This window comes from Pantoea sp. Acro-807, from assembly GCF_011752675.1.
Taxonomy (GTDB): Bacteria; Pseudomonadota; Gammaproteobacteria; order Enterobacterales; family Enterobacteriaceae; genus Pantoea; species Pantoea eucrina.
Map to the genome: position 1 here is coordinate 105433 of NZ_VWXE01000006.1, position 26180 is coordinate 131612.

Sequence of the window (26180 nt, forward strand, 5' to 3'; positions counted from 1 at the left end):
AGGCACCGAGATGGCGTTATTAAATGTAGAGAAGTTATCGGTGCATTTCGGCGACGAAAAAACACCGTTCCGTGCGGTTGACCGCATCAGTTATCAGGTCGAGCAGGGCCAGGTCGTAGGGATTGTCGGTGAGTCGGGCTCCGGTAAATCAGTCAGTTCGCTGGCGATTATGGGTCTGATCGATTTTCCTGGCCGCGTCATGGCTGAGAAGCTGGAGTTTAACCAGCGCGATTTGCAGAAGATTTCTGAAAAAGAGCGCCGGCAGCTGGTTGGCGCAGAAGTGGCGATGATTTTTCAGGATCCGATGACCAGCCTCAATCCCTGCTATACCGTGGGTTTCCAGATTATGGAAGCGCTCAAGGTGCACCAGGGCGGCAGTAAACGCACCCGCCGCCAGCGCGCTATCGATCTGCTGGAGCAGGTGGGTATTCCCGATCCGGCTTCGCGGCTTGATGTCTATCCGCACCAGCTGTCGGGCGGCATGAGCCAGCGCGTGATGATCGCCATGGCGATTGCCTGCAAGCCTAAGCTGCTGATTGCCGATGAGCCAACCACGGCGCTGGATGTCACCATTCAGGCGCAGATCATCGAACTGCTGCTGGCGCTGCAGAAGCAGGAGAACATGGCACTGATCCTCATCACCCACGATCTGGCGCTGGTTGCCGAAGCGGCGCAGCACATTATTGTGATGTATGCCGGTCAGGTGGTGGAGAGCGGCAAAGCCGTGGATATCTTCAGGGCGCCGCGTCATCCCTATACGCAGGCGCTGCTGCGGGCGCTGCCGGAGTTTGCGGCAGACAAGGCGCGGCTGGCATCGCTGCCGGGCGTGGTGCCGGGCAAATATGACCGGCCCTCTGGCTGCCTGCTGAATCCGCGCTGCCCCTATGTGACCGATCGCTGCCGTACCGAAGAACCTGCGCTGCGCGACATTCCGGGCCGCCAGTCTAAATGCCACTTCCCACTGGATGATGCCGGGAGACCGACCTATGAGTCCTGATAACACGAAGCAGGATTATCTGCTGCAGGCGATTGACCTGAAAAAACACTACCCTGTGAAGAAAGGCCTGTTTGGTCAGGAGCGCCTGGTGAAGGCGCTGGATGGCGTCTCCTTCAACCTCGAACGGGGTAAAACGCTGGCGGTAGTCGGTGAGTCGGGCTGCGGAAAATCCACGCTTGGCCGTCTGCTGACCATGATCGAAACCCCGACCGAAGGCGAGCTTTACTGGCACGGACAGGATTTGCTGAAGCACGATCCGCAGGCGCAAAAACTGCGCCGGCAGAAAATTCAGATCATCTTTCAGAACCCCTATGGCTCGCTCAACCCGCGTAAAAAAATCAGCCAGATCCTTGAGGAGCCGCTGATTATCAACACCGCGCTGAGCAAAGCGGAGCGGCGCGAAAAAACGCTGGAGATGATGGCGAAAGTGGGTCTCAAGACCGAACATTACGATCGCTACCCGCACATGTTCTCCGGCGGTCAGCGTCAGCGTATTGCCATTGCGCGCGGACTGATGCTGGATCCGGATGTCCTGATCGCGGATGAGCCGGTTTCAGCGCTCGATGTTTCGGTACGCGCGCAGGTGCTGAACCTGATGATGGATCTGCAGCAGGACCTGGGCCTCTCCTACGTCTTTATTTCGCACGACCTCTCAGTGGTCGAGCACATCGCCGATGAAGTTATGGTGATGTACCTCGGGCGCTGCGTGGAGAAAGGCAGTAAAGAGGCGATCTTCAGCAATCCGCGCCATCCTTATACGCAGGCGCTGCTTTCCGCCACGCCGCGTCTTAATCCGGATGAGCGGCGCGAGCGTATCAAACTGACCGGTGAGCTGCCCAGCCCGCTCAATCCGCCGCCGGGCTGTGCGTTCAACGCGCGCTGCCGGCGCCGTTTTGGCACCTGCGTGCAGCTGCAGCCAAAACTCAAACGCTATGGCGATCAGCAGGTTGCCTGCTTTGCCGTCGATCAGGATGAAAACCAGCCGCTGGAAACACCCTGATTAACGCCACTGATAAAAAAGGCTCCCGCGGGAGCCTTTCTTTTTTTTAGCGAAAACAGTTCAGCAATGCTAACCTTTATCAGGTTAACCGGGCACAGGACCGGAAATCTATCACATTACGTTATCTGACCATCAGCGACAGGACTCCCCGCGCAGCGCGCTAAGACAAATTCTTAAATCACCGTGCAGGCGTTGCCGGCTGAACCGCTGGGGTTACGCAACGCTAAAATCATAAATATCCTTATTTTACAGATATTTAATTTCTTTTCGGCGGCATTTTCGTTTCGGTTAACGGCAATGCATTAGTCTCTTTTCGCCGCGCATCTCCCGCCGGTAAAGCATCCGGTTTTTTATAAACACCGATAAAGCAGCTTTATCAGATATGCGGTTTTAATAATCAGAATTTTCTCACCGTCTTTTAATGTGTGTGCTATATTCGCCAAAAAATTCCCTCTGCTTTCACAGGCACTGATCATGAAGAATTATGACGATCTGCAGCGTTTCAAAGAAAAAACGCAGACGCTTGATATCGATTTCAAAGATATGTCGGGTCAGGCGCAGAGCGCCGATCATCATCAGTGGGCCATTCTGCGCCAGCTGAGCACACATGATGCGCCAGAGCTGGGCCAGGGGCAGCGTATCGATCTGCCGCAGCCACAGCCGGCCGGCCCTGAGGCATTTGCCGCGCCAGCCATACCTGCCGCTCTGCGTGCTCCGGCAGAGGAGGGCGCCTCGCTGCTCAGCAGCCTGGCGGCCACCGCGCCGGTCCGCGAGGCCGCGCCGGGCAGCAGTGCGCTATTTCCGCCGCCGCCGCCGAAGCGCGCGCCGGCAGCGATGCCCGCGGCGGCGCTTGTGGAGCGGCAGCGCGCCGGCTCACTGTTTCCGCCTCCGCTTTCTGAGCCGGTCGTGACCCGCCCCGCGGCCCCGCGGCCGCCTGCCAGCGCGGTGCCGGCCGCAGCAGCGCCTGTTGCTCCGCCCGCCTCTGCCCGCTTCAGCACGCTGTTTCGCTCGCGTCCGGCTGAACCCGCCGTATTGTCTAAAGAAACACTCCTCAAACCGCTACTGGAGAAGATTGCGTTATGCCGTTAGTTTGTGTGTGCTCGCCAAAAGGGGGAGTAGGGAAGACCACCATGGCGGCCAACCTTGCATGGAGTCTGGCGCGCGCCGGCAGCAAGGTGCTGGCAATCGATTTTGATGTGCAGAATGCGCTGCGTCTGCATTTTGGCGTCCCGCTGCAGGATGGCCGCGGCTTTGTTGCGCGCTCTGAAGAGCAGGCTGACTGGAGCCAGTCGATTCTGACCACCGGCGGCAATATTTTTGTGCTGCCCTACGGCGACGTCACAGAGGAGCAGCGTGAACGCTTTGAGCACAAGCTTGCCAGCGACACCCATTTTTTGCGGCGCGGTCTCGATACCGTGCTGAATTATCCCGGCCTGGTAATTGTGGCCGATTTTCCTCCCGGTCCGGGGCCGGCGCTTAAAGCGATGCAGCAACTTGCCGATATGCATTTAGTAGTCATGCTTGCGGATACGGCATCCGTCTCTCTGCTGCCGCAAATTGAAAATAACCGCATGATTGGTCAGCCGCTGAATAATAAACATGGCCACTATTTTGTGCTGAACCAAAGCGACAATCGCCGCAATATCAGCCGTGAAGTCACATCATTTATGCAGCAGCGTCTGGGCGATAGCCTGCTCGGCGTTGTCCACCGCGATGAAAGCGTGGCGGAAGCGAATGCATCACAGCAGTCAGTGTACGACTTCAGCCCCGCTTCGGCGGCCGCGTTCGATATTGAACTGGTGGCAAAGCGCGTGGCTAATTTGCTCAGTATTCAGGTCGGCAACGGTGAAGTTCAGGCGCCGATCCGCAGCCAGTATTAATAGCCGGGCTCAGGCCCGGCTCAGATAATTTATAACGCTTTTTCAGGGTGACTCATGAGTAAACTCGGGTTTTACCTGCTGCTGCTGGTGCTCGCGCCGGTGGCGGCGGTAATCATCATCACGCCTATGGACAGCCAGAAACAATATATTTTTGGTTTAATCAGCATCGGGATGATGTTTTTACTGGGCTTCAGCAAAAGCCGTAAAATAACCGTGGTAATGGTTATTCTTTCCGCGCTGATGTCGACCCGATATATCTGGTGGCGCACTACCGAAACGCTGGAGTTTAATTCCGAGATCGAAGCTATTCTCGGCATTGGCTTATATCTGGCTGAACTTTACGTCTGGCTGATCTTAATTCTCGGGTTCCTGCAGACCACCTGGCCTTTAAAGCGTACGATTGAACCGCTGCCGGATGATACCCGTCTGTGGCCCACAGTGGATGTATACGTACCGACCTATAACGAAAGTCTGGACGTGGTGCGCGATACCGTGCTGGCGGCGCAGTGTATCGATTACCCGCGCGATAAAATCAAAGTCTATCTGCTGGATGACGGCAAGCGCAGCGAGTTTGCGGTATTCGCCGCTGACGTGGGCGTGGGCTATATCACGCGTGATGACAACCGGCACGCCAAAGCGGGCAATCTTAATCACGCGATGACCATTACCAAAGGCGAGCTGATCTGCGTATTCGACTGCGATCACGTCGCCACGCGCGCGTTCCTGCAGGCAACGGTCGGCCCCTTCCTGAAAGATCCGAAGCTGGCCCTGCTGCAGACGCCGCACTATTTCTACTCTCCCGATCCGTTCGAGCGCAACCTGCGTGCCGCCCGCTCTATTCCTAACGAGGGATCGCTGTTTTATGGTCCGGTACAGCAGGGCAATGACAACTGGAATGCGACCTTTTTCTGTGGCTCCTGTGCCGTTATCCGGCGCAGCGCGCTGGAAGAGATTGGCGGCTTTGCCGTTGAGACCGTGACGGAAGACGCGCACACCGCGCTGAAAATGCAGCGTCGCGGCTGGGGCTCAGCGTTTCTGGCGATCCCGCTGGCGGCCGGTCTGGCAACCGAGCGCCTCGGCCTGCACGTTATTCAGCGTACCCGCTGGGCGCGCGGCATGACGCAGATTTTCCGCGTGGATAATCCGCTGTTTGGCCGTGGTCTGAAGTGGCAGCAGCGCCTCTGCTACCTCAACGCCATGCTGCACTTTCAGTTTGGCCTGCCGCGCGTGGCGTTTCTTACCGCGCCGCTGGCTTATCTGCTGTTTAACCTGAATATCATCCACTCTTCGGCGTCGCTGATCTTCGCCTATGTGCTGCCGCATCTGGTGATGTCGCTCTACGTTAACTCCCGTATGAATGGCCGCTTCCGCTATACCTTCTGGGGAGAGATTTACGAAACGGTGATGTGCTTCCATCTGGTCATCCCGACCCTGCTGACGCTACTGTCGCCGAAACATGGCAAGTTCAACGTAACGGATAAAGGCGGTCTGCTCGATCAGGGCTTCTTTGATTTCCATATCGTACGGCCGCACGTCATTGTCGCGACGCTGCTCTCCATCGGTATTGTCGCCGGCGTGGTCCGCGCGACGGCGCATGACTATTTCGGGGTCGATCCCTGGGTTATCGCGCTCAACGTTGGCTGGGCTATTTTCAGTCTGATTATTCTGATGGCGGCCATCGCCGTGGCGCGCGAAACCAAGCAGGTGCGTAAAACCATTCGTATTGAGGTGCAGATCCCGGCTGTGATCCACTACGCCAGCGGGATTTCGTCGCGTACCCGCACCAGCGATCTCTCGATGGGCGGCGCGCAGCTGGATGCGCCTGACAACCGGCATGAAATGGATGAGATTGAAGAGATCGATCTGCTGCTGAAGTCCGGCACTATCACTATCCCGGTCAGTAAAATTTCCGGCGATGCAGAGACAATCCGTCTGCGCTTTGGCGCGATGCCGCTGGCGCGTCGCCGCGAGCTGGTGCGCGTCGTGCTGGCGCGAGCGGATGCGTGGATCCAGCCGGAGTACAAGCAGGATAATCCGCTGGTGTCGATCGGCACTATTATTCGTACCGTTTTTGAGCTGTTCTGGCTGACCTGGAAAGATCGCCGCGAGAAGCGCAAGCGTGATGACCAGCCTGTGGCCAAAGAGGACAGCGCAGTATGAAAAGATTAACGCAAACGCTGCTCGCCAGTTCGCTGGCGACGGCACTGCTGCTTACCCCGGTTCAGGCTGAGGAGCCTGCGGTCACGCAGGATAGCAATGCGCTGTCAGCTGTGCCGCCGCCGGAAGGGCTCACGGCCGATCAGCAGCTGCAGCAGGCCGCCGGGGCCGCCCCTTATGCACCGGAAAGCGGTAGTGACGCGCCGGAAAGCAGTGCCGCCACGCCAGCTGAGGCTGAAGCGCCGGCAATTCTGTTGCCTGCGGCTGATACCGGAAGCACTGTCCTCAACCAGCCGGTAAGCAGTACGATTTCTGTGGCGCAGATGGGCCAGAAACAGGGCATCACCCTTACCGGAGGACAGCTGCAGTCGGGCATTACCTTTACCCTGCCCGGTGATGAGGTGGTCACCAACGCGCGTCTCAACCTGTCGCTGCGCGTCTCATCAGCGCTGGCAGCGCGCAACACCTCGCTGCAGCTGATGCTGAACGGACAGCCGCTCGGCACGCTGCCGCTCGGATCCAGCGACAGCGATGTCAGCGACTACCAGCTGGATATCCCGGCTGCCATGGTGGTGTCAGATAACAATCTCAGCTTTAAAATTAACGATGCGGATAAGCTGCTGTGCGAGAAAGAGAGCGCGCAGCAGTATCAGGTAACGATTCTGCCGCAAACCACGCTGAGCCTGGAGGGCCAGCAGCTGAATATCGGCACCAGCCTGCGTAACTTCCCGCGCCCGTTTATTGATGCGCAGCGTATGACGCCGGCCAGCGTCACCTTTGGTTTTGCCAGCAGCGTGACGCCGGATGCGGTGAGCGCTGCCGCGCTGGTGGCGTCGTGGATGGGTATTCAGTCTGACTACCGCGGCATTCGCTTTCCGGTGAGCCGCGGCGCGCTGCCAGAGCGCAACGGTATTCTGGTCGGGCATCCGGGCGACAAAATCGGCATCGTGACGCTGCCGGCCAGCAATGGCCCGCTGCTGCAGGTGATCGATAACCCGGATAATCCGGTCTATAAACTGCTGCTGATTGTGGGCAGCGATGACGCACAGCTGCGTCAGGCGGCGAATCGTCTGACAACCAAACCGCTGACTACCGATGCCAGCCAGCTTGCTGTGCAGCCGCAGCCGCTGGCCCAGCGTAAGCCTTACGATGCCCCGCGCTGGATCAACACCTCACGCCCGGTACGCCTGAGTGAACTGCTGCGCAAAGATCAGAGCCTGACCACGACCGGTATCTGGCATGATGCGCTGCGCGTAAACTTCCGCGCGGCGCCCGATCTGTTTTTATGGGATGGCGATACGATTCCGGTAAACCTGAACTACCGTTTTCCCACTGAAAGCTGGATCGACGAAAACAATTCGTTCCTGAATGTCGCCCTCAACGGGACTTTCCTGCGTAACCTGACGGTTAACAAAGTCGGCCTGCTGGAGAGCGCCTGGCACCGCCTGGGCGGCGACGCGCGTCAGGAGCACTACACCCTGAAGCTGGAGCCCTATCTGATTTACGGTGATAACCAGCTGGCGCTCTACTTTAATATCAAGCCCAAAGCGGATGCGCCGTGCGGCGTACTGCTTAACAACAATATCAAAAGCCGCATCGAAGAGGATTCGTGGATCGATCTGAGCCACACCCGTCACTTCACCATGCTGCCGAACCTCTCTTACTTTGTCGGGGCCGCGTTCCCGTTCACGCGCCTGGCGGATTTTTCGCAGACCACGCTGCTGCTGCCGGAAAAACCGGGTGATGCGGAGATCGCCACGCTACTCGATATGGCGGCGCGCGCGGGTAACGCAACCGGGGTGGCGCTGGTACAAAATCAGGTACTGTTTGGCCTGCCTGAAGGCGGCACCAATCTGAGCCGGCTGCAGCAGAATGATGTGCTGGCGGTGAGCACCATGCAGCACAGCGCCTTTACGCAGCAGATGCTGCACGGCACGCCGTGGCAGACCAGCGGCAATACGCTGAGCGTTAACGAGCCTGGCCTGATGGAAAAACTGCACGGCTGGCTGACCGGCGACTGGTATCGCCAGGAGCTGGATGCCGATCGCTACTTTTCCTCAAATGAGGCGTGGCGCGGATTTGTCAGCTATCGCTCGCCGTGGAGCGCCGACCGGCTGGTGGTCATGACGGTGGCAACCAGCGATCAGCAGCTGCTGCGCCTGCATGACGATCTCAATTCAGCGCGTATCAACGCCGGTATTCGCGGCGATACCGCCATCATTACCGATGAAAATGGGATCCGCAGCTTCCGGGTTGGTCCGCAGTTTCCGAGCGGTGAAATGCCGTGGTACATGATGGTGGTGTGGTACGCCAACCAGCACTCGGTGCTGATGGCGCTGGCCGCGCTGCTGGTTGCCGTGCTGATCGGCAGCAGCGCCTGGCTCATGCTGAAGCGTCATGCATGGCGGCGTCTTAACCCCAAAGCAGACAGTCAGTCCGGCAGGAAGTAAGGATAAAAAATGCATAAAAATATACTGAGTGCCGGCATCCGCCACGCCCTGCTGCTGGGCGGGGCGCTGACGCTCTCTCAGCCGCTGCTGGCGGCAGAGAGCAACAATCCTGCGCTGCAGGCGCTGTTTGACCAGGCTGCCTACTGGCATCAGAAAGCGCATGACGATCTGGCAAAGGCGTCGCTGCAGAAAATCCTGCAGGCGGAGCCGAATAATACCCAGGCGCTCTATCTGCTGGCGCTCTACTCCCAGCAGACCGGAAGTACCGCCGAGGCAGCGCAGTGGCGTGCGCGGCTGAGTGCCGTTTCGCCCAATGATGCGCATCTGGCCGAACTGGATAACGCCCGTCAGCTGCAGAGTATTCCGCAGGCGCAGCTATCGCTGGCGCGTCAGCAGGCACGCAGCGGCAACATCGCCGCTGCGCTGCAGACGTGGCGCAACACCTTCAGCGGTAACGAGCCACCGCCGAGCGTCGCCGCTGAATATTATCTGACCATGGCCGGCGATCGCACGCTGCTGCCGCAGGCGGTTGAAGCGCTGCGGCAGTTTGCCGCCGATCATCCGCAGGATACCGGTGCGCAGCTGGCGCTGGGCAAGGCGATGACCTATCAGGAGCCGACCCGTCGCCAGGGGATTGAGCTGCTGGCCGGTATGGCTGACGGCAATAAAGAGGCTGACCGCTCGCTGCGTCAGGCGCTGCTCTGGCTGGCACCGCAGGCTCAGGACGCTGCGCTCTATCAGACCTGGCAGCAGCGTCATCCTCAGGATAACGCGGTAGTGGATTACTACCGTAAAAACGTGGGCGGCGCGGAAAAGGGCGCCGGCTTTACGGCCCTGAACAGCGGCGATGTCAGCGGTGCGCAGTCCAGCTTTGAAAAAGTGCTGCAGGCGAACCCGCAGGATGCGGATGCGCTGGCGGGCATGGGCTATGTTGCGCAGCGCGCCGGGCGCTACGCTGAAGCCGCAGACTACCTGAACCGGGCGGCACAGCTGGGTGGCGATCAGAGCGATGCGCGGCAGAAGCAGGCGGCGGATGCCCGCTTTTACGCGCAGCTTGCCGCCGCTCAGCAGGCGCTGAAAAGCGGCGACAGTGCGCAGGCGCTGGCGCTGAGCGAGCCGCTGACCCAGGCTGAAGGCGAAAAAGGCGTGGCGGCAAAACTGTTCCGTGCCGATGTGCAGCGCCGCACCAATCAGTTGCAGCAGGCGGAGCAGACCTACCGTGCGATCCTGCAAAGCGATGCGGATAACCGCAGCGCCAAAGAGGGACTGTTCTATGTGCTGCGCCAGCAGAACCGCAGCGCTGAAGCTAACAGCCTGCTCGCCTCACTGCCCGACAGCGTGCGGCAGAGCGTGGCGCCACGCGGTAATAACAGCGATCCCATCCGGGCACAGGCGAAACGCGAGCAGGCCGCAGGCAACAGCGCCGCCGCGATCGCCACGCTGACCAGCGGCGTACAGCGCTATCCCACCGATGGCTGGCTGCGTCTGGATCTGGCGCGGCTCTACCGCGCGCAGGGCAATACGCTGATGGCAGCCAATGTGATGCAGCCGGTGATGCGCAATGGCGCGACCAGCAGCGAACTCTATGCCGGTGCGCTCAACGCCAGCGAAAGCGGCGCGTGGCAGCAGGCGAGCCAGCTGCTGGCACGTATTCCCGATCGCAGTAAAACCGGCGCAATGCGTGAACTGGCGCAGCGCGTTAACTTTAATCTGCAAATGGCAACGGCCGATCAGTATCTGGCACAGGGCTCGGATGCGGCGGCGGCGAATACGCTGCGCGCGCTGGCTGCTGCCCCGCCGGCTAATCCGGTTGACGCCGGCAATCTGGCGGAGAAACTGGCGAAAGCGGGCGATCTCACCAGCGCCGTGGCGGTGGTACGCAGCAACATGCAGCGCGGCGTGCAGGGTAACGCCGGGGACTATGCCACGCAGGTCACGGTGCTCAACCAGGCCGGGTTGAGCGGTGAAGCGCAGCGTTTTCTCAGCTCGCCTGAACTGCAGGCGCGCAGTACGCCAGCACAGCTGGCTGATGTGCGCAACGGCTATCTGATCAATGAAGTAGATCGCCTGCGTGAGCAGAAACAGTATGCGGCGGCCTATGACAAACTGGTGGGTGCGCTGCAGCAGGATCCGCAAAACCGCGATCTGATGTTTGCCATGGCGCGTCTCTATCAGTCCGGCAAAATGAACAAAGAGGCGGGCGTGGTCTATGACTATCTGATCACGCAGGATACGCCGCAACAGGATGCGCGCACCGGGGCCATTAACGTGGCGCTGGCAGAGAATGATATCAGCAGGGCGAATACGCTGACGCGCGGACTGCGCAATGAAGAGACGCCGGAGCGGCTGCTGCTGCTGGCGCGCGTAGCGGAAGCCAACGGCGAGCACGGCGAAGCGATGCGTTATCTGCGTACCGCACGCGGTAAAATGATTGGTCTGCAGGGCGCGCAAAGCGGCAGCGTACCTGTGGTTGGCGGACTGGCGCTGGCAGACAATCCCTTTATTAACCGCAGCACCTCGCCGGTTGGCCGTTCCTCTTCCAGCTATGGCGCGGTCATGCCGTGGCAGAACGCACCAACAGTAAGCCGCACAGCAGACACTGCGCTGGCAGCCAATACGCCTGTGCTGCAGCAGAACCAGACGCTGCATCAGATTGACACGATGATGGACGCGCTGCAGGAGAAAACCGGGACCTGGGTACAGGGACAGATGCAGGTGCGCGGACGCGATGGCGAGTCAGGCTTGAGTAAGCTGACCGAAGCGAAAGCGCCGCTGACCTTTTCCACGGTGCCGTTTGGCGAGTCGCGGTTTGATTTTACCGTTACGCCGGTTTCACTGACCGCGGGCAGCGCTGGCGGAGATGCATGGCGCCGCTTTGGCAGCAATGCGCTGGTGCAGGGCAATGTCGTGGCAGCCGGGGATGCGAAAATCACGGACGTTCCCGCTTCAGCCACCGATTCGCAGTCCGCTTCCGGCGTTGAGCTGAACATGGCGCTGAAGGGCGACAGCTATAAAATCGATCTCGGCAGCACGCCGCTGGGCCAGGATCTCAGCACGCTGGTGGGCGGGATCCAGTGGTCACCGAAGCTGACTGATTTCCTGACGCTGATCCTGACCGGTGAACGCCGTGCCATGACCGACAGCCTGCTTTCGTATGTGGGAGCAGAAGATAAAACCAGCGGCAAACGCTGGGGACGCGTAACGAAAAATGGCGCGAATGCCCTGCTGAGCTATGACAACGGCGATGCCGGACTTTATGCCGGCGGCGGCGCTTATAGCTACATTGGCGAAAATGTGGCGAGTAACCAGAGCGTTCAGGCAACCGCTGGCGTTTATGTACGGCCTTTCCACTACGACGATCGCGAGCTGAAGGTGGGAATGAACCTCTCCTGGATGGATTTCTCCAAAAACCTCAGCTATTTCAGTTATGGCCAGGGCGGCTATTTCAGCCCGCAGAACTATGCATCCGTTTCATTCCCGGTGGATTTCAGCCGTCAGTTTGACGATCTGAAAGTCAACGTCGGGGGATCGGTAGGGTATCAGTCTTACAGCCAGGATAAGAGCGCCTACTTCCCGGACGATGCTGCGCTGCAGTCGCAGCTGCAGAGTCTGGCCGATCGCGGCTTTGTCAGAAGTGCTTACTACAGCGGTGAAAGTAAAAACGGCATAGGTTACAACCTGCACGCCGGTGCGGATTATAAAATTAATAAAGATGTCACGATTGGCGGGCAGCTGGGGTATGACACCTTTGGCGACTACAACGAAAGCACTGCCAACCTCTACTTCCGCTATATGTTTGGAGATAACTGATGAGCGAGCAACCCACCGCACGCGTGACCTGGTCGCATCAGCCTGGCTGGTTTGACCTGGTCTGCGTGATGACAGAGAGCGTGCTGGAGAACGGCGGTGATGAAGCCACGGCTTTTCTGGCCAGCACCGGGGAGACGCTGGCGATGCGCTATCCGCTGCCGGCTTCACGTACCGTGCAGGATCTGGAGCGGGAGATGAATCTGCAGCTGGCCCGCTTCAACTGGGGCTTTGTGCAGATTCATCCGGCAGAAAATGCGATTCAGATTGAGCATCATGCGCTGCCGGCCGGTCACGACACGCTGCCGGCTGAACGCTGGCGGCTGGCAATGGGGGCCGTGCTGGGCGGGCTGTATGCGCAGTGGCTGCGCGGTCAGGGCGGCAGCGCCGCAGTACCGCTGACGCTGGAAAACGACAATGGCTCAACGCTGCTGTATCGATATCAATAGGAAGCGGTAATGAATGTAATGCGGCACGGGCGTCGGTGGATGCTCTGTTTAATGATGATATTTTTTAGCGCGCAGGCGATGGCAGACGGCTGGAGCAGTTATAAAAGCCGCTTTCTGAACAGCGACGGCCGGATTATCGATACCGGCAACAAAGGCGTCAGCCATACAGAGGGTCAGGGCTATGGCATGCTGCTGGCGGTAGCGAATAACGATCGCGCTACCTTTGATCTGCTGTGGCAGTGGACGCGTGCGCATCTGCATAATCCGCAAAATGACCTGTTCTACTGGCGCTATGTGCCTGATGCGGCCGATCCGGTGGCAGACAAAAACGACGCCAGCGACGGTAATGTGCTCATTGCCTGGGCGCTGCAGCGCGCGGCCCAAAAGTGGGGAGGAGATTATCAGCAGGATTCCGATCGCATTCAGCGGGCAATTATTAAGCTGAACGTGATCGATTACGCCGGACACAAAGTTATGCTGCCTGGCGCAAACGGCTTTAATAAGTCGAGCTACGTCGTGCTGAACCCCTCCTATTTTCTGTTTGCTGCCTGGCAGGCGTTTGCTCAGCAGAGCCATCTGCGCGTCTGGAATACGCTCATTGACGATGGCATGACGCTGCTGGGTGAGATGCAGTTTGGTAAAACCGCGCTGCCACTGGACTGGGTCGCGCTGAACGCGGATGGCTCTGTCGCACCGGCGGTGGGGTACTCTAATCGGTTCAGTTATGATGCGATTCGCGTGCCGCTGAATATCTGGTGGTACGATCCGCAGAGCCTGCGGCTGGTGCCTTTTCAGCACGTCTGGCAGGGCTATCCGCGTCAGACTACGCCGGCCTGGTTCGACGTACTGGCTAACAGCCCGGCGCCTTATAATATGGAAGGCGGCCTGACAGCGGTACGCGATTTGACGCTGAACCAGACCGGTCATCTCAGCGACCGCATTCAGCCGGAACAGAATTACTTCTCTGCCAGCCTGCAGCTATTAGTGTGGCTTGCCTGGCAGGAAAAAGGTTAATGCTCTCCTGCGAGCGCGCGGTGCGCGCTCGCTTTCTACGCTCCCGGCAACGGGTAAAACGCTGAAAACGCGCCTCTCTTCCTTCCGACCGATGATTTTCACCCTTATCGCGGCGTACAACGTCTGAGACCTGGGATATACTTGCTGCGCATTCAGGCTACTATCACTGCGAATTATGGCGGCATTGCGGCCGGGAGAAATTTTGTTGCGCGTCAGTCGCTCGTTAACCATCAAGCAAATGGCAGCCGTGTCTGCGGTTGTGCTGGTGACGATCACGATTTTTATCGTTATCCAGCTTTTTCATTTTGTGCAGCAGCGCAGGGTTGATTACGCCCAGCAGATGGAGAATGTGGCGCACACGGTACGCCAGCCGCTCTCAGAGGCGGTGCTGAAAGCGGACATCCCTCAGGCGGAGCATATTCTTAATACACTGAAACCCGCCGGTATCCTGTCGCGAGCCGATGTGGTGCTGCCCAATGCGTTTCAGGCGCTGCACGCCGATTTTGCACCGGAAAAGCCGGTTCCGCGTCTGGTCGCCCGGCTGTTTGAACTGCCGGTGCAGATCACGCTGCCGCTGTATGCGATAGAGCGGGGCGGCATGCCAAAGCCCATCGCCTATCTGGTGCTTCAGGCGGACTCCTCGCGCGTTTACCAGTTTCTGCTCAGTACGCTCTCAACCATGATCACCACCTGGCTGCTGATGGCGCTGATCCTCTCAGTCGCTATTAGCTGGTGTATTAACCGTCTGGTTGTGCACCCGCTGCGCGATATTTCACGCGAGCTGCAGGAGCTGCCGCCGCAAGCCATCCTGACACATAAGCTTACGCTGCCCGGCAATCACCGCGATGATGAGATAGGCATGCTGATCCGCAGCTATAACCGCAATCAGCAGGTGCTGGAGTCCGTTCACGATGAGATGAGCCGGCTGACCACCCATTTTGCCGTGACGGATCTGCCTAACCGCACGCTGTTCCTGGCACTGCTCGACCAGCATCTGCAGCAGCGTCACCGGCAGCAGCCCTGGAGCGTCATGGTTATCCGTATCGAAACGCTGCAGGAAGCCAACGGCGTGCTGAGCGATGAGCAGCGTGATGCGCTGATGCTGACGCTGGTAGAGAAAATCCGCAGTACGATTGATGACCACACGCTGCTGGCGCAGACGGGGCCCAGCGATTTTGCGCTGCTGCTGAAGCGGGCGCACAACCCCTTCCGCGCGATGCGTCTGGCGCGCAACCTGATGCTGCGTATCAATCAGCCGGTCAATCTGTATCAGCTGCAGCTGCGACCCAATGCCAGTATCGGGCTGTCGCTCTCTGACGAGAGCCTCTGCTCTGCCCGCGAGCAGCTGGATCGGGCGACGTCAGCCATGATGTCAGCGCGGCATCAGGGGAAAAATCAGATCCTGTTTTTTGATCCGGTCCTGACCGAACGGGCGCAGAAGCGGCTGACGCAGGAGCATGACATTCTGCAGGGGCTGCAGGAGGGTGAGTTTGCGCTTTATCTGCAGCCCCAGCTTAACATGGCAACCGGTGAGCTGACGGGGGCTGAAGCGCTGCTGCGTATGCGGATGGCGGATGGCAGCTTCGGGCTGCCGGAAGAGTTCATCGCCAGCGCGGAAGAGATCGGCGTGATTTCCGCCATCGGTCGCTGGGTATTTGAAGAGGCGTGCCGCATTCTGGCCGGCTGGCAGCGACGGGGGATTACGCTGCCGCTGAGCGTAAATATTTCGGCCGTCCAGCTGCGCGACAGCGGCATGGTGACGCATCTGCAGAGCCTGCTGGAACGGCATCGCATCCGGCCGGGTTCTTTAGTGCTGGAAGTCACCGAAACCGCCGGAATAGGTGATGCCGAACAGGCGATGGCGCTGCTGCTCGCGCTGCAGCAGACCGGAGTTGCCGTTGCGCTGGACGATTTTGGTATGGGCTACTGCAATCTCAATTATCTGCATCAGTTTAAAGCGTTACCGGTTAATAAGCTGAAGATGGACCGCAGCTTTGTCGCCGCGCTGCCGGACGATGACACTATGGTGCGCATTGTGGCCGCCGTGGCAAAGATTGTGGATGCTGACGTTGTGGCTGAAGGGGTGGAAACGGCGGAGCAGCGCGACTGGCTGCTGGCGCGTGGCATTACTATTGGTCAGGGCTATCTGTATGCCGAAGCCCTGCCGCTTACCACCTTTGAACAGGGCTGGCTGCAGCGCTGTTCACGCACGTGATAGTGACCTTATCAATTGATTGTTCTGCAGAAACCGCGCCACAGCGCCAGCTGAAGCGTTTCAGTTCATAGTTAGAGTTTTGTAACTTTTGTAAGGAATGTCAGGGGATACTCATCCTGTTAACAGGGTGTTATTTTCAGTTTATCGGTAAGGTTTTACGCTCTCAGGCGGCTTGCCGCATGCGTTTCTCCCTGACACAGGCGGTGAATGCCGTCTCTACCTGGACACCTGTTATGAAACTGTTTAAAAGCCTCTACTTTCAGGTGCTGGTTGCCATCGGCATCGGCGTTCTGTTAGGCCATTACTATCCCGAATTAGGCGCGCAGATGAAGCCGCTTGGTGATGGTTTTGTAAAGCTGATCAAGATGATCATCGCCCCCGTAATCTTCTGTACGGTGGTGACCGGTATCGCCGGCATGGAGAGCATGAAAGCCGTCGGACGCACCGGCGCCGTAGCGCTGCTCTATTTTGAAATCGTCAGTACTATCGCGCTGATCATCGGACTGGTGGTGGTGAACGTGGTTCAGCCTGGCGCAGGAATGAACGTGGATCCCGCCACCCTGGATGCGAAAGCGGTAGCCGTTTATGCACAGCAGGCAGAACAGCAGGGTGTGATCGCGTTCCTGCTTGATATCATCCCGGGCAGCGTCATTGGTGCCTTTGCCAGCGGCAACATTCTGCAGGTGCTGCTGTTCGCTATTCTGTTTGGTTTCGCACTGCATCGCCTCGGCAGCGCCGGTACCGTGATGTTCAACGTTATCGAAAGCTTCTCAAAAGTGATCTTTGGCGTGATCAACATGATTATGCGCCTGGCACCTATCGGGGCGTTTGGTGCCATGGCCTTCACCATCGGTAAGTATGGTGTCGGCTCGCTGGTGCAGCTTGGCCAGCTGATCATCTGTTTCTATATTACCTGTATCCTGTTTGTCGTGATCGTGCTGGGCGCAATTGCGCGCTGGGCTGGCTTTAACATCTTCAAATTTATCGGTTATATAAAAGAAGAGCTGCTGATTGTGCTGGGTACGTCATCGTCTGAATCAGCGCTGCCGCGCATGCTGGATAAGATGGAGCGCCTCGGCTGCAAAAAATCGGTGGTGGGGCTGGTTATTCCAACGGGCTACTCGTTTAATCTGGATGGCACCTCAATCTATCTGACCATGGCCGCCGTGTTTATTGCGCAGGCGACCAACGCTCATATGGATATCTTCCATCAGATCACCCTGCTGGTGGTCCTGCTGCTCTCCTCGAAAGGCGCGGCGGGCGTTACCGGAAGCGGCTTTATTGTTCTCGCCGCGACGCTCTCTGCGGTAGGGCATCTGCCGGTCGCGGGCCTGGCATTGATTCTGGGCATCGACCGCTTTATGTCCGAAGCGCGTGCGCTGACTAATCTGGTCGGTAACGGCGTAGCCACGGTGGTGGTGGCTAAGTGGGTGGGTCAGCTGGATGAAAACCAGATGAAAGAGACGCTTTCTTCAGCGAAAAAGGTCAATCACGTCTCTCATACCGGCGCATAATCCGCAATTTGCGTTAATTTCCGATTAAATGCCCGCTGTCACTTGCCCTGACAGCGGGCATTTGCATAATAAACCCCGTTGATTTTTTTCCCGATTTTTTTCCTTGTTGCGCGACTTCCTGGCCATCCTGTGGTCAAAGGAACTGTCATTAAATAAACGCGGCGGCAATACGCCGCGCGGGCCGCTTTCCCGGTGGCCAGTCAGTCCGTGCTAACAAGCGTTTATCTGTTTGATTAGGGGTTCACATGCAGGGCACCAGAATTCGGCTTTTGGTTGGCGGCTTGCTGCTTGCAGCAACCGGTTTCGGCGCGCACGCCGAAACACTTCAGCCCGATCCCGCCTGGCAGGAGGGCAAACTGGACAACGGGTTCAGTTGGCAGCTGCTGACCACACCACAACGTCCCAGCGATCGCATTGAGCTTCGCCTGGTGGTTAATACCGGCTCGCTGGCGGAGAGCGCTCAGCAGACCGGCTTCAGTCATCTGTTACCGCGCCTGGCGATGGTGCATAACACCGCGCTGGATACCAATCAGCAGCGTGCACTGTGGCAGCAGGCGATGGATCCGCAGCGTCCGCTGCCGCCAGCGATCTCGTCATACGACTACACTCAGTACAACCTCAGTCTGCCCAACAACCGGCCAGAACTGCTTAAAGAAGCGTTAAACTGGCTGGCGGCGACCGCGGGTAAGATGAGCATTAATGAGCAGGTGGTCGCGACGGCATTAAGCGCGACCGATCCCATCGCCACCTGGCCATCTGACACGCAGGATGTCTGGTGGCGCTACCGCCTGAAAGGCTCAACCATGCTGGCGCACGACCCCGGTGAGCCACCGCGCGCGCCGGTCGATCCCGCGCAGCTGAACAGTTTTTATGAGCAGTGGTATACGCCAGATAATATGACGCTCTATGTGGTTGGTAATGTCGACAGCCGCACTATCATGGAGCAGATTGGCAAGACTTTCGCAACGCTGAAAGGAAAACGCGATACGCCGGCACCACTGCCCACGCTGTCGCCGCTGCCGCATCAGCCGGTCAATCTGGTTGATGGCTCTCTGGCACAGGATCGGCTGTCGCTGGTATGGGATACGTCGTGGCAACCGATTCGCGAATCGCAGTATCTGCAACGTTACTGGCAGAGCGATCTGGCGCGGGAAGCGCTGTTCTGGCACGTGCAGCGCGCGCTGGCAGATAATAAAGCGCAAAATGTGCAGGTCGGCTTTGACTGCCGCGTGCTTTATCAGCGCGCGCAGTGCTCCATCAATATGGAGAGTCCCAACGCGTCACTGCCGCAAAACATGAATCAGATCGCTAAAGCGCTGGCCGTGGTTCGCGATAAAGGGCTGCCGCAGGATGAATTTGATGCGCTTATGGCGCAGAAGCTGCTGGAGCTGAATAAGCTGTTTACCACCTACGCCCGTACGGATACTGACATTCTGATGGGGCAGCGCCTGCGCTCGCAGCAGAATGCGGTAGTGGATATTGCTCCCGAGCAGTATCAGAAACTGCGCCAGTCTTTCCTGAGTGAGTTAACGCGTGAGCAGCTCAACCAGGAACTGCGCCAGCAGCTGACGCAGGAGCTGACTATGGTACTGATCCAGCCACAGGGCGAAGCAGAGACCAATGTGAAGATGTTGCAGGAGAGCTGGAACAAGGTGATGGCAGTGCCTGATGCGCCCGCCGCCCCGGCCCCGGACGAAAGCAGTAAAGCAGAAAACAGCACCGATCGGGGCGCATAAATGCGCCCCCTACGATGAATTCCCCGTAGGGGTGCCATTCATGGCGCGCTGGTCGATGCGCGCACGGGACGTGATGACGTTATTAATGGCCACCGTGCACATGGCCGGCCCGGGGCGCATAAATGCGCCCCCTGTGATGAATTCCGCGCAGGGCGTAACAACGTCAGGTTTTCGCCCGCAGCCATTCGGTGACCAGCATCGGCCAGCTTGCCAGTGGCAGATCGGCTACGCCGCGGATACCGAAACCGTGCCCGCCTTTCTGATAAAAATGGATCTCGGCCGGAATTTTATGTTCACGCAGCGCGCTGAAGAACAGCATGCTGTGGTTAACGGAAACCGCTTCATCGTCAGCCGCATGGATCAGCAGGGCTGGCGGTGTTTGCGCGTGCACGCGCGTCTCCAGCGAATAGGCATCGATACTTTTCTGATCAGGCCAGGCGCCCAGCAGGCGCGTGCGTGAACTTTCGTGTGCCAGGCCGTCACGCATACTGATAATCGGGTAGATCAGCACCATAGCGTCGGGGCGCGGTGAGAGCGCATCGATACGATCCTGGACCGGATAGAGCTTCTCGTTAAACCGCGTTCCCAGCGAGGCCGCAACGTGGCCGCCTGCGGAAAAGCCCATCATCACAATGTACTTACCGTTTTTGCCCTGCTGCGCCCGTTCGCGCAGCACGCGGACCGCCCGCTGGGCATCGGCCAGCGGTGCATCCGCGCCTTCATGATGCCCGTCATAGGGCAGGCGATATGTCATTACGGCCAGCGTATAGCCCATTGAGGTAAAAAACGTGGCCAGCGCGCTGCCTTCACGATCGATTAGCACCCGCTGATAACCGCCGCCCGGTGCCACCAGCAGGGTGATCCCGTTGGAGGTTTCCGGATACCAGATAGCCATTTCCGGGCAGCGCACGCCGGTGGCTGCGCGATCGTAAGGCTCATACTCTTTAGCCAGGTCAACAATCTGCGGCTGAGCGCGGGAGTCACTGGCGCCTGGCGCATCACCGGATGGCCAGATATTGATAATTTCTGTGTGCATAAATCTGTCCTGAGCAGGGCGTATAGTCGTTGTTTTTCTGCGGCCGAAGGAACAGCGTCCTGCTGTTATTGATTAAAAGATGGTCTTCTTTTGCGTTGTCGTCCAGCCGAAAAAACGATAACCAGCGAGAATCAGACTATACCTGGCAGGCGGGCATTCTCTTTCAAGAGACTGAATTTAAACAGTTATGTTTAGCGAAGATAATAAGTGCACACTTCAGATAAAGTGCGAAAGATGGAAGAGGCGTACTAAGCGTAATGAACAGGATAAAACAGAGTAGTAAGTCAAACCAGTCACGGGAAATTTCAGCGGAGAAATCCCTCCGGCTGCGCCTTTTTCCGAACCCTTCCGGCGGCCGGTTTTCTGGCGCGTCAGTTTGCCTTAAGTCTTTAAATCGCCCTCCGGCGACGATTTAGCAGACAAAGCATCCTCTGTTTCTGCGATTAAGGCAAAGGCGCGCTGTTAGACTCGACGCCCTATATGGCTGCACAAAGCGATAAAGTTATCCAGGGACCAGCCGATACTTGCCGCCGGGTTGCTTTCTGCAGGCACTCACCACCGACCAGGAAAAAACCATGGTGATGAAGAATTCCGGACACCGGCTGCCTGTTTCTCTCAAACATGCGCAACCGGATATCGCATTTTTCCGGCAGCAGTGCCAGCGTACTTATACTTTTCAGCCTATTTATCAGATATCTGGCCGCCTGCTGGCGATTGAGCTGCTGACCGCCGTTACGCACGCGGCTATGCCGGAAAAGCGTCTTTCACCGGAAAGCTACTTTGCTGCGCTATCGACAGAGCAGCGGCTGGATGTGGTGCATGAACAACTTACTCTGCTGTTGACGTGGTCCCGCTTTTTTATCCGCCATCAGCTGGTGGCATCGGTCAATATTGACGGGCCGACGCTGCTGGCGATACAGCAGCATCCGGCCCTCCGACGGCTGATTGGCCAGCTGCCGTGGGTGCGCTTTGAACTCACTGAGCATCATGCGCTGCCGCAGGAGGAGATGGTGGCGCAGATGCCGGAGCTGGGGCCGCTATGGCTGGATGATTTTGGCTCCGGCATGGCAAATTTTTCCGCGCTGACCGAACTGCGCTATGACTACATCAAATTATCGCGTGAACTCTTTATGCTGCTGCGCGCGTCAGAAGAGGGGCGAGTCCTTTTCTCAACGCTGCTGACGCTTATTAATCGCTACTGCAATGGCGTAATAGTTGAGGGCGTGGAAACCGAAGAGGAGTGGCGCCAGGTACAATCCTCACCCGCTATTGCAGCTCAGGGATACTTTTTTTCCCGTCCGCTTCCTTTTAGTGAGCTGAGATCGCTGCCGTTGATGCTTCTCTGATGTTGTTGCGCCGCGTCTCGACTATCTTTAATGAGACGTGAGAACAAGGAGGAAAAAGCATGACTCGCACGGGAAAAGCTGCCAGCTGGGTGGCGGGCATTCTGCTGTTACTGATCGTGGTACTGGTTGTGGTGATTGCCACCTTTGACTGGAACCGCCTGAAACCAACCATTAATCAGAAAGTGTCAGCAGAGCTGAACCGTCCTTTCGCGATACGCGGCGACCTTGGCGTACACTGGGCGCGTAACCGCGCTGAGCCGGGCTGGCGCAGCTGGATCCCCTGGCCGCAGGTACACGCTGAAGATATCATGCTGGGCAATCCGCCCGACATTCCTGACGTGACGATGGTACACCTGCAGCGCGTTGATGCGACGCTGGCCCCCCTGGCGCTGCTGCACAAAGAGATCTACCTGCCCTGGATCAAGCTGCAGCAGCCCGACGCGCGTCTGATACAGCTCGCCAGCAAGAAGAATAACTGGACATTTACGCTCGCCAGCAGCGAAAACAGCGAGGCTGACGCCGCTCCCTCAGCCTGGTCATTCCGCATGGATAATATTCTGTTTGATCAGGGGCAGCTGCGCTACCGCGATGCGATCAACAAAGCGGATGTAACGGTGAATATCAACTCACTCGGTAAACCCGTGCCTTATGCTCAGGTTACCGGCGGCGATGATAAGCAGAAAGGCGCCGGCGATTTTGTTTTTGGCTGGCAGGCGAAAGGCACCTATAACCAGCAGCCGCTTTCCGGCGACGGCAGAATTGGCGGCATGCTCTCACTGCGCAGCAAAACCACGCCATTTCCGCTGCAGGCCGATCTGCGTAACGGCACCACGCGGGTAAGGCTGGAAGGCACGCTGCAGGATCCGCTGAACCTGGGCGGGCTGGATGTGCGCCTGCGATTTTCCGGCGATACGCTGGCCAATCTCTATGGCTTAACCGGCGTGCTGCTGCCTGATACCCCCCCTTATGAAACTGACGGTCATCTGACTGCCCGCTTTAATGACGCCAAAGGCGCGCTGTTCCGCTATGAAAAGTTTAATGGCCATATCGGTGACAGTGATATCCATGGATCGCTCACCTATCGTCAGGGCAAACCCCGGCCGAAGCTGAGCGGCGAACTCACTTCCCGTCAACTGCGCATGGCCGATCTCGGCCCGCTGATTGGCGTTGATTCCGGTAAAGGGAGTGAGAAAACGGCGCGGGCGAAGGCGCAGCGTGGTGAAGCCGCCACGCAGCCTGCCGATCGCGTGCTGCCTTACGATAAGTTTGAAACCAAAAGCTGGGATGCGATGGATGCCGACGTGAAGTTTAGCGGCAAGCGCATTGAGCACAGCAGCAAGCTGCCGCTCAGCGACCTCTATACGCATCTGACGCTGGAAAAAGGCGATCTGCTGCTTGATCCGCTGCGCTTCGGCATGGCCGGCGGCAATATCAATACCACTATCCGGCTTGAGGGCAGCCGTTCACCGATGCGCGGCCGCGCCGATCTGCACGCGCGCAAACTGCAGCTGCGCCAGCTGTTCCCTGATGTAACCGCCATGCAGCGCAGCCTGGGCCAGCTCAACGGAGACGCAACGCTAAGCGGTACTGGCAATTCGGTTGCCGCACTGCTGGGCAGCAGCAACGGTCAGCTGCGCCTGCTGATGAACAATGGCCTTATCAGCCGCAGCCTGATGGAAATTGCCGGGCTTAACGTCGGAAACTACGTGGTGGGTAAACTGTTTGGTGATGATGAAGTGCGCATCAACTGTGCCGCCACCGATCTTACGCTGCGCCAGGGCGTTGCAACGCCGCGCCTGTTCGTGTTTGATACCGAAAATGCGGTAATCAACGTCACCGGCAACGTTAACTTTGCCAGCGAGCGACTCGATCTGTCGGTAAATCCGGAGAGCAAAGGCATTCGCATTATTACGCTGCGTTCTCCGCTCTACGTGCGCGGAACCTTTAAAAATCCGGATGCCGGGGTTAAAACCGGGCCGCTTATTGCACGCGGTGCGGCGGCCGTAGCGCTGGGGGCGGTTGTGGCACCGGCTGCCGCGCTGCTGGCGCTGATTTCACCCAGCGACACCGACGATAATCAGTGCAGCAATGTGCTGCAGCAGATGAAGAGCCAGAAGTGATTAACTGCGCCATAGCACCTTAATGATGTGGTAACCAAACGCGGTTTTTACCGGTCCGTAAGGCTTCAGCAGCGGGCAGGTAAAAACCGCTTTATCAAAAGCCGGCACCATCTGTCCCTGACGAAACTCGCCCAAATCACCGCCGTTGCGTCCGGACGGGCAGGTTGAATGTTTTTTTGCCAGCTGCTGAAAGTTGCCTCCTTTCTCCAGCTGCGCCAGCAGGGCTTTCGCCTGTGCTTCCTCTTTCACAAGGATATGTAAAGCTGCTGCGGTTTTCGCCATGGTGCTCTCCTGTTATGTATAATGTGCGGCGCATTATAGCGTAGTGCGCGTCAGTTGCAGGGGCGCCATTGATGGCGACCTTTGCGTTCAGGTACGCACCCTGCGACGCGATGTAATTCTTCCTGTCTGATTCAATCGAGTGATGTTTTTTATGCGTTTAAACCCCGGCCAACAACGTGCTGTCGAATTTGTCACCGGCCCCTGCCTGGTGCTGGCGGGGGCGGGGTCCGGTAAAACCCGCGTCATTACCAATAAAATCGCTCACCTGATCCGCGAATGCGGCTATCAGGCGCGCCACATTGCTGCGGTGACGTTTACCAATAAGGCGTCGCGCGAAATGAAAGAGCGCGTGGCGCAAACGCTGGGACGCAAAGAGGCGCGCGGCCTGATGATTTCAACCTTTCATACGCTGGGGCTGGAGATTATCAAGCGTGAATATGCCGCGCTGGGGATGAAATCGAGCTTTTCGCTGTTTGACGACCAGGATCAGCTGGCGCTGCTGAAAGAGCTGACCAGCCAGTGGCTGGAAGAAGATAAAACACAGCTGCAGCAGCTGATTGCCACGATCTCTAACTGGAAAAACGATCTGATCGATCCGCAGGGTGCGGCAGCAATAGCAAAATCCCAGCGTGACCAGATATTTGCGCACTGCTATCAGCTCTATGATCGGCATCTCAAATCGTGCAACGTGCTCGATTTTGACGATCTCATCCTGCTGCCCACGCTGCTGCTGCAGCGTAATGAGGCGGTACGCGAACGCTGGCAGCAGCGTATTCGCTATCTGCTGGTGGATGAGTATCAGGATACCAACACCAGCCAGTATGAGCTGGTAAAACTGCTGGTCGGCGCGCGCGCGCGATTTACCGTGGTGGGCGATGATGACCAGTCTATCTACTCCTGGCGCGGGGCGCGTCCGCAAAACCTGGTGCTGCTGAAAGAGGACTTTCCGGCGCTGGAGGTCGTGAAGCTGGAGCAGAACTATCGCTCCACGCAGCGTATTCTCAAAGCGGCTAATATATTGATCGCCAATAACCCGCACGTGTTTGAAAAGCGTCTCTTTTCTGAACTGGGGTCAGGCGAATCGCTGAAGGTGCTGAGCGCGAATAATGAAGACCACGAAGCGGAGCGCGTAACCGGCGAGCTGATCGCACATCACTTTATCAACCGCACCCAGTATAAAGATTACGCCATTCTCTATCGCGGCAATCATCAGTCGCGCGTGTTTGAAAAGCTGCTGATGCAGAACCGCATTCCCTACCGTATTTCCGGCGGCACTTCGTTCTTTTCACGCCCGGAGATCAAGGATCTGCTGGCCTATCTGCGCGTGCTGACTAATCAGGATGACGACAGCGCGTTTCTGCGCATCGTAAATACGCCGCGTCGCGAAATCGGCCCGGCCACGCTGCAGAAGCTGGGTGAGTGGGCCACGCTGCGTAATAAGAGCCTGTTTAATGCCAGTTTTGACATGGGGCTGGCTCAGACGCTAAGCGGGCGCGGTCTGGAGCATCTGCAGCGTTTTACCCACTGGCTGAATGAGATTGTGCAGCTGACTGAACGGGAGCCGATCAGCGCGGTGCGCGATCTGATCCGCGGTATCGACTATCAGAGCTGGCTGTTTGAGACCTCCGGCAGTCCGAAAGCCGCAGAGATGCGGATGAAAAACGTCAATACGCTGTTCCAGTGGATGACGGAAATGCTTGAAGGTGATGAGCTGAATGAGCCCATGACGCTGGCACAGGTTGTCACGCGCTTTACCCTGCGCGATATGATGGAGCGGGGAGAGAGTGATGAAGATCTCGACCAGGTTCAGCTGATGACGCTGCACGCATCAAAAGGGCTGGAATTTCCCTATGTCTACCTGGTCGGCATGGAAGAGGGTCTGTTGCCGCATCAGAGCAGCATTGATGAGAACAACATCGAAGAGGAGCGGCGTCTCGCCTATGTGGGCATTACGCGCGCACAGAAAGAGCTGACCTTTACGCTCTGCCGGGAGCGTCGCCAGTATGGTGAGCTGATTCGTCCTGAACCCAGCCGTTTTTTGCTGGAACTGCCGCAGGATGACGTCGAGTGGGAGCGTGAGAAAAAAGTGGTAAGCGCAGAAGAGCGCGTTAAAACCGGGCAAACCCGGGTGGCCGGGTTGCGGGCAATGCTGGCGAATGCAAAAAAGTAGTGGCAGC

At 57.9% G+C, this 26180-nt stretch carries 17 protein-coding genes; 15 read left to right on the forward strand and 2 right to left on the reverse strand.

Going from position 1 to position 26180, the window contains the following annotated elements; translation table 11 throughout:
• The first annotated feature begins 10 nt into the window (after nucleotides 1-10).
• From dppD to F3J39_RS14635, 12 genes are all read left to right on the forward strand, one after another.
• Nucleotides 11-997, forward strand: a complete 987-nt coding sequence (dppD, locus tag F3J39_RS14580; protein WP_039381653.1) for a dipeptide ABC transporter ATP-binding protein — start codon at nucleotides 11-13, stop codon at nucleotides 995-997.
• Nucleotides 987-1997 carry a dipeptide ABC transporter ATP-binding subunit DppF gene (dppF, locus tag F3J39_RS14585; protein ID WP_039381655.1) on the forward strand — a complete coding sequence of 337 codons (1011 nt, stop codon included), beginning with the start codon at nucleotides 987-989 and terminating at the stop codon, nucleotides 1995-1997. The genes dppD and dppF overlap by 11 nt, the downstream gene beginning before the upstream one ends.
• A gap of 474 nt (nucleotides 1998-2471) precedes the next feature.
• Nucleotides 2472-3086, forward strand: coding sequence for a cellulose biosynthesis protein BcsO (bcsO, locus tag F3J39_RS14590; RefSeq protein WP_166714344.1), 615 nt, complete (start codon nucleotides 2472-2474; stop codon nucleotides 3084-3086).
• Entirely contained in the window at nucleotides 3077-3877 is an 801-nt protein-coding gene (gene bcsQ / locus F3J39_RS14595; RefSeq protein ID WP_071668229.1) for a cellulose biosynthesis protein BcsQ, read from the forward strand. The genes bcsO and bcsQ overlap by 10 nt, the downstream gene beginning before the upstream one ends.
• Before the next feature lie 54 nt (nucleotides 3878-3931).
• Nucleotides 3932-6037: a UDP-forming cellulose synthase catalytic subunit gene (bcsA, locus tag F3J39_RS14600; protein WP_104085865.1), complete on the forward strand. Its 2106-nt coding sequence runs from the start codon at nucleotides 3932-3934 to the stop codon at nucleotides 6035-6037.
• Nucleotides 6034-8484: a cellulose biosynthesis cyclic di-GMP-binding regulatory protein BcsB gene (bcsB, locus tag F3J39_RS14605; protein WP_166714345.1), complete on the forward strand. Its 2451-nt coding sequence runs from the start codon at nucleotides 6034-6036 to the stop codon at nucleotides 8482-8484. Before bcsA ends, bcsB begins: the two co-directional genes overlap by 4 nt.
• Nucleotides 8485-8493: 9 nt before the next feature.
• Nucleotides 8494-12294 carry a cellulose biosynthesis protein BcsC gene (locus F3J39_RS14610; protein WP_104085863.1) on the forward strand — a complete coding sequence of 1267 codons (3801 nt, stop codon included), beginning with the start codon at nucleotides 8494-8496 and terminating at the stop codon, nucleotides 12292-12294.
• Nucleotides 12294-12740: a cellulose biosynthesis protein BcsD gene (gene bcsD / locus F3J39_RS14615; RefSeq protein WP_039381668.1), complete on the forward strand. Its 447-nt coding sequence runs from the start codon at nucleotides 12294-12296 to the stop codon at nucleotides 12738-12740. Before F3J39_RS14610 ends, bcsD begins: the two co-directional genes overlap by 1 nt.
• Before the next feature lie 18 nt (nucleotides 12741-12758).
• Nucleotides 12759-13754: a glycosyl hydrolase family 8 gene (locus F3J39_RS14620; RefSeq protein ID WP_175540446.1), complete on the forward strand. Its 996-nt coding sequence runs from the start codon at nucleotides 12759-12761 to the stop codon at nucleotides 13752-13754.
• Nucleotides 13755-13959: 205 nt separating this feature from the next.
• Entirely contained in the window at nucleotides 13960-15969 is a 2010-nt protein-coding gene (gene hmsP, locus F3J39_RS14625) for a biofilm formation regulator HmsP (RefSeq protein ID WP_175540445.1), read from the forward strand.
• A gap of 233 nt (nucleotides 15970-16202) precedes the next feature.
• Nucleotides 16203-17483 (forward strand): dicarboxylate/amino acid:cation symporter, encoded by a 1281-nt coding sequence (locus tag F3J39_RS14630; protein WP_039385674.1) that lies wholly within the window; start codon nucleotides 16203-16205, stop codon nucleotides 17481-17483.
• Between the two features lie 245 nt (nucleotides 17484-17728).
• On the forward strand, nucleotides 17729-19219 hold the full coding sequence (locus tag F3J39_RS14635; protein WP_039381678.1) for a pitrilysin family protein: 1491 nt from the start codon (nucleotides 17729-17731) through the stop codon (nucleotides 19217-19219).
• 163 nt (nucleotides 19220-19382) lie between these two features.
• On the opposite strand, the gene F3J39_RS14640 is transcribed toward F3J39_RS14635, so the two are convergent.
• Nucleotides 19383-20255: an alpha/beta hydrolase gene (locus tag F3J39_RS14640; protein WP_039381681.1), complete on the reverse strand. Its 873-nt coding sequence runs from the start codon at nucleotides 20253-20255 to the stop codon at nucleotides 19383-19385.
• Nucleotides 20256-20830: 575 nt separating this feature from the next.
• Here F3J39_RS14640 and pdeH point away from each other — a divergent pair.
• The gene (gene pdeH / locus F3J39_RS14645) at nucleotides 20831-21601 is read left to right on the forward strand and encodes a cyclic-guanylate-specific phosphodiesterase (protein WP_104085862.1); all 771 of its coding nucleotides are present in this window, start codon (nucleotides 20831-20833) and stop codon (nucleotides 21599-21601) included.
• Nucleotides 21602-21660: 59 nt separating this feature from the next.
• Nucleotides 21661-23721, forward strand: coding sequence for an AsmA family protein (locus F3J39_RS14650; RefSeq protein ID WP_104085861.1), 2061 nt, complete (start codon nucleotides 21661-21663; stop codon nucleotides 23719-23721).
• Here F3J39_RS14650 and ppiC read toward each other — a convergent pair whose 3' ends face one another.
• Nucleotides 23722-24003: a peptidylprolyl isomerase PpiC gene (ppiC, locus tag F3J39_RS14655; RefSeq protein WP_039381691.1), complete on the reverse strand. Its 282-nt coding sequence runs from the start codon at nucleotides 24001-24003 to the stop codon at nucleotides 23722-23724. It abuts the gene before it with no gap.
• A gap of 151 nt (nucleotides 24004-24154) precedes the next feature.
• Here ppiC and rep point away from each other — a divergent pair, with 151 nt between their 5' ends.
• Entirely contained in the window at nucleotides 24155-26173 is a 2019-nt protein-coding gene (gene rep / locus F3J39_RS14660) for a DNA helicase Rep (protein ID WP_039385675.1), read from the forward strand.
• The last annotated feature ends 7 nt before the right edge of the window (nucleotides 26174-26180 follow it).

Bases quoted from the DNA above. Each gene is read 5' to 3' on its own strand.
- bcsB (WP_166714345.1), top strand. From the start codon at position 6,034: ATGAAAAGATTAACGCAAACGCTGCTCGCCAGTTCGCTGGCGACGGCA.
- ppiC (WP_039381691.1), bottom strand. From the start codon at position 24,003: ATGGCGAAAACCGCAGCAGCTTTACATATCCTTGTGAAAGAGGAAGCA.
- dppD (WP_039381653.1), top strand. From the start codon at position 11: ATGGCGTTATTAAATGTAGAGAAGTTATCGGTGCATTTCGGCGACGAA.
- rep (WP_039385675.1), top strand. From the start codon at position 24,155: ATGCGTTTAAACCCCGGCCAACAACGTGCTGTCGAATTTGTCACCGGC.
- F3J39_RS14610 (WP_104085863.1), top strand. From the start codon at position 8,494: ATGCATAAAAATATACTGAGTGCCGGCATCCGCCACGCCCTGCTGCTG.
- pdeH (WP_104085862.1), top strand. From the start codon at position 20,831: ATGGTGATGAAGAATTCCGGACACCGGCTGCCTGTTTCTCTCAAACAT.
- bcsO (WP_166714344.1), top strand. From the start codon at position 2,472: ATGAAGAATTATGACGATCTGCAGCGTTTCAAAGAAAAAACGCAGACG.
- F3J39_RS14630 (WP_039385674.1), top strand. From the start codon at position 16,203: ATGAAACTGTTTAAAAGCCTCTACTTTCAGGTGCTGGTTGCCATCGGC.
- dppF (WP_039381655.1), top strand. From the start codon at position 987: ATGAGTCCTGATAACACGAAGCAGGATTATCTGCTGCAGGCGATTGAC.
- F3J39_RS14650 (WP_104085861.1), top strand. From the start codon at position 21,661: ATGACTCGCACGGGAAAAGCTGCCAGCTGGGTGGCGGGCATTCTGCTG.
- F3J39_RS14620 (WP_175540446.1), top strand. From the start codon at position 12,759: ATGCGGCACGGGCGTCGGTGGATGCTCTGTTTAATGATGATATTTTTT.
- bcsQ (WP_071668229.1), top strand. From the start codon at position 3,077: ATGCCGTTAGTTTGTGTGTGCTCGCCAAAAGGGGGAGTAGGGAAGACC.
- bcsD (WP_039381668.1), top strand. From the start codon at position 12,294: ATGAGCGAGCAACCCACCGCACGCGTGACCTGGTCGCATCAGCCTGGC.
- F3J39_RS14635 (WP_039381678.1), top strand. From the start codon at position 17,729: ATGCAGGGCACCAGAATTCGGCTTTTGGTTGGCGGCTTGCTGCTTGCA.
- F3J39_RS14640 (WP_039381681.1), bottom strand. From the start codon at position 20,255: ATGCACACAGAAATTATCAATATCTGGCCATCCGGTGATGCGCCAGGC.
- bcsA (WP_104085865.1), top strand. From the start codon at position 3,932: ATGAGTAAACTCGGGTTTTACCTGCTGCTGCTGGTGCTCGCGCCGGTG.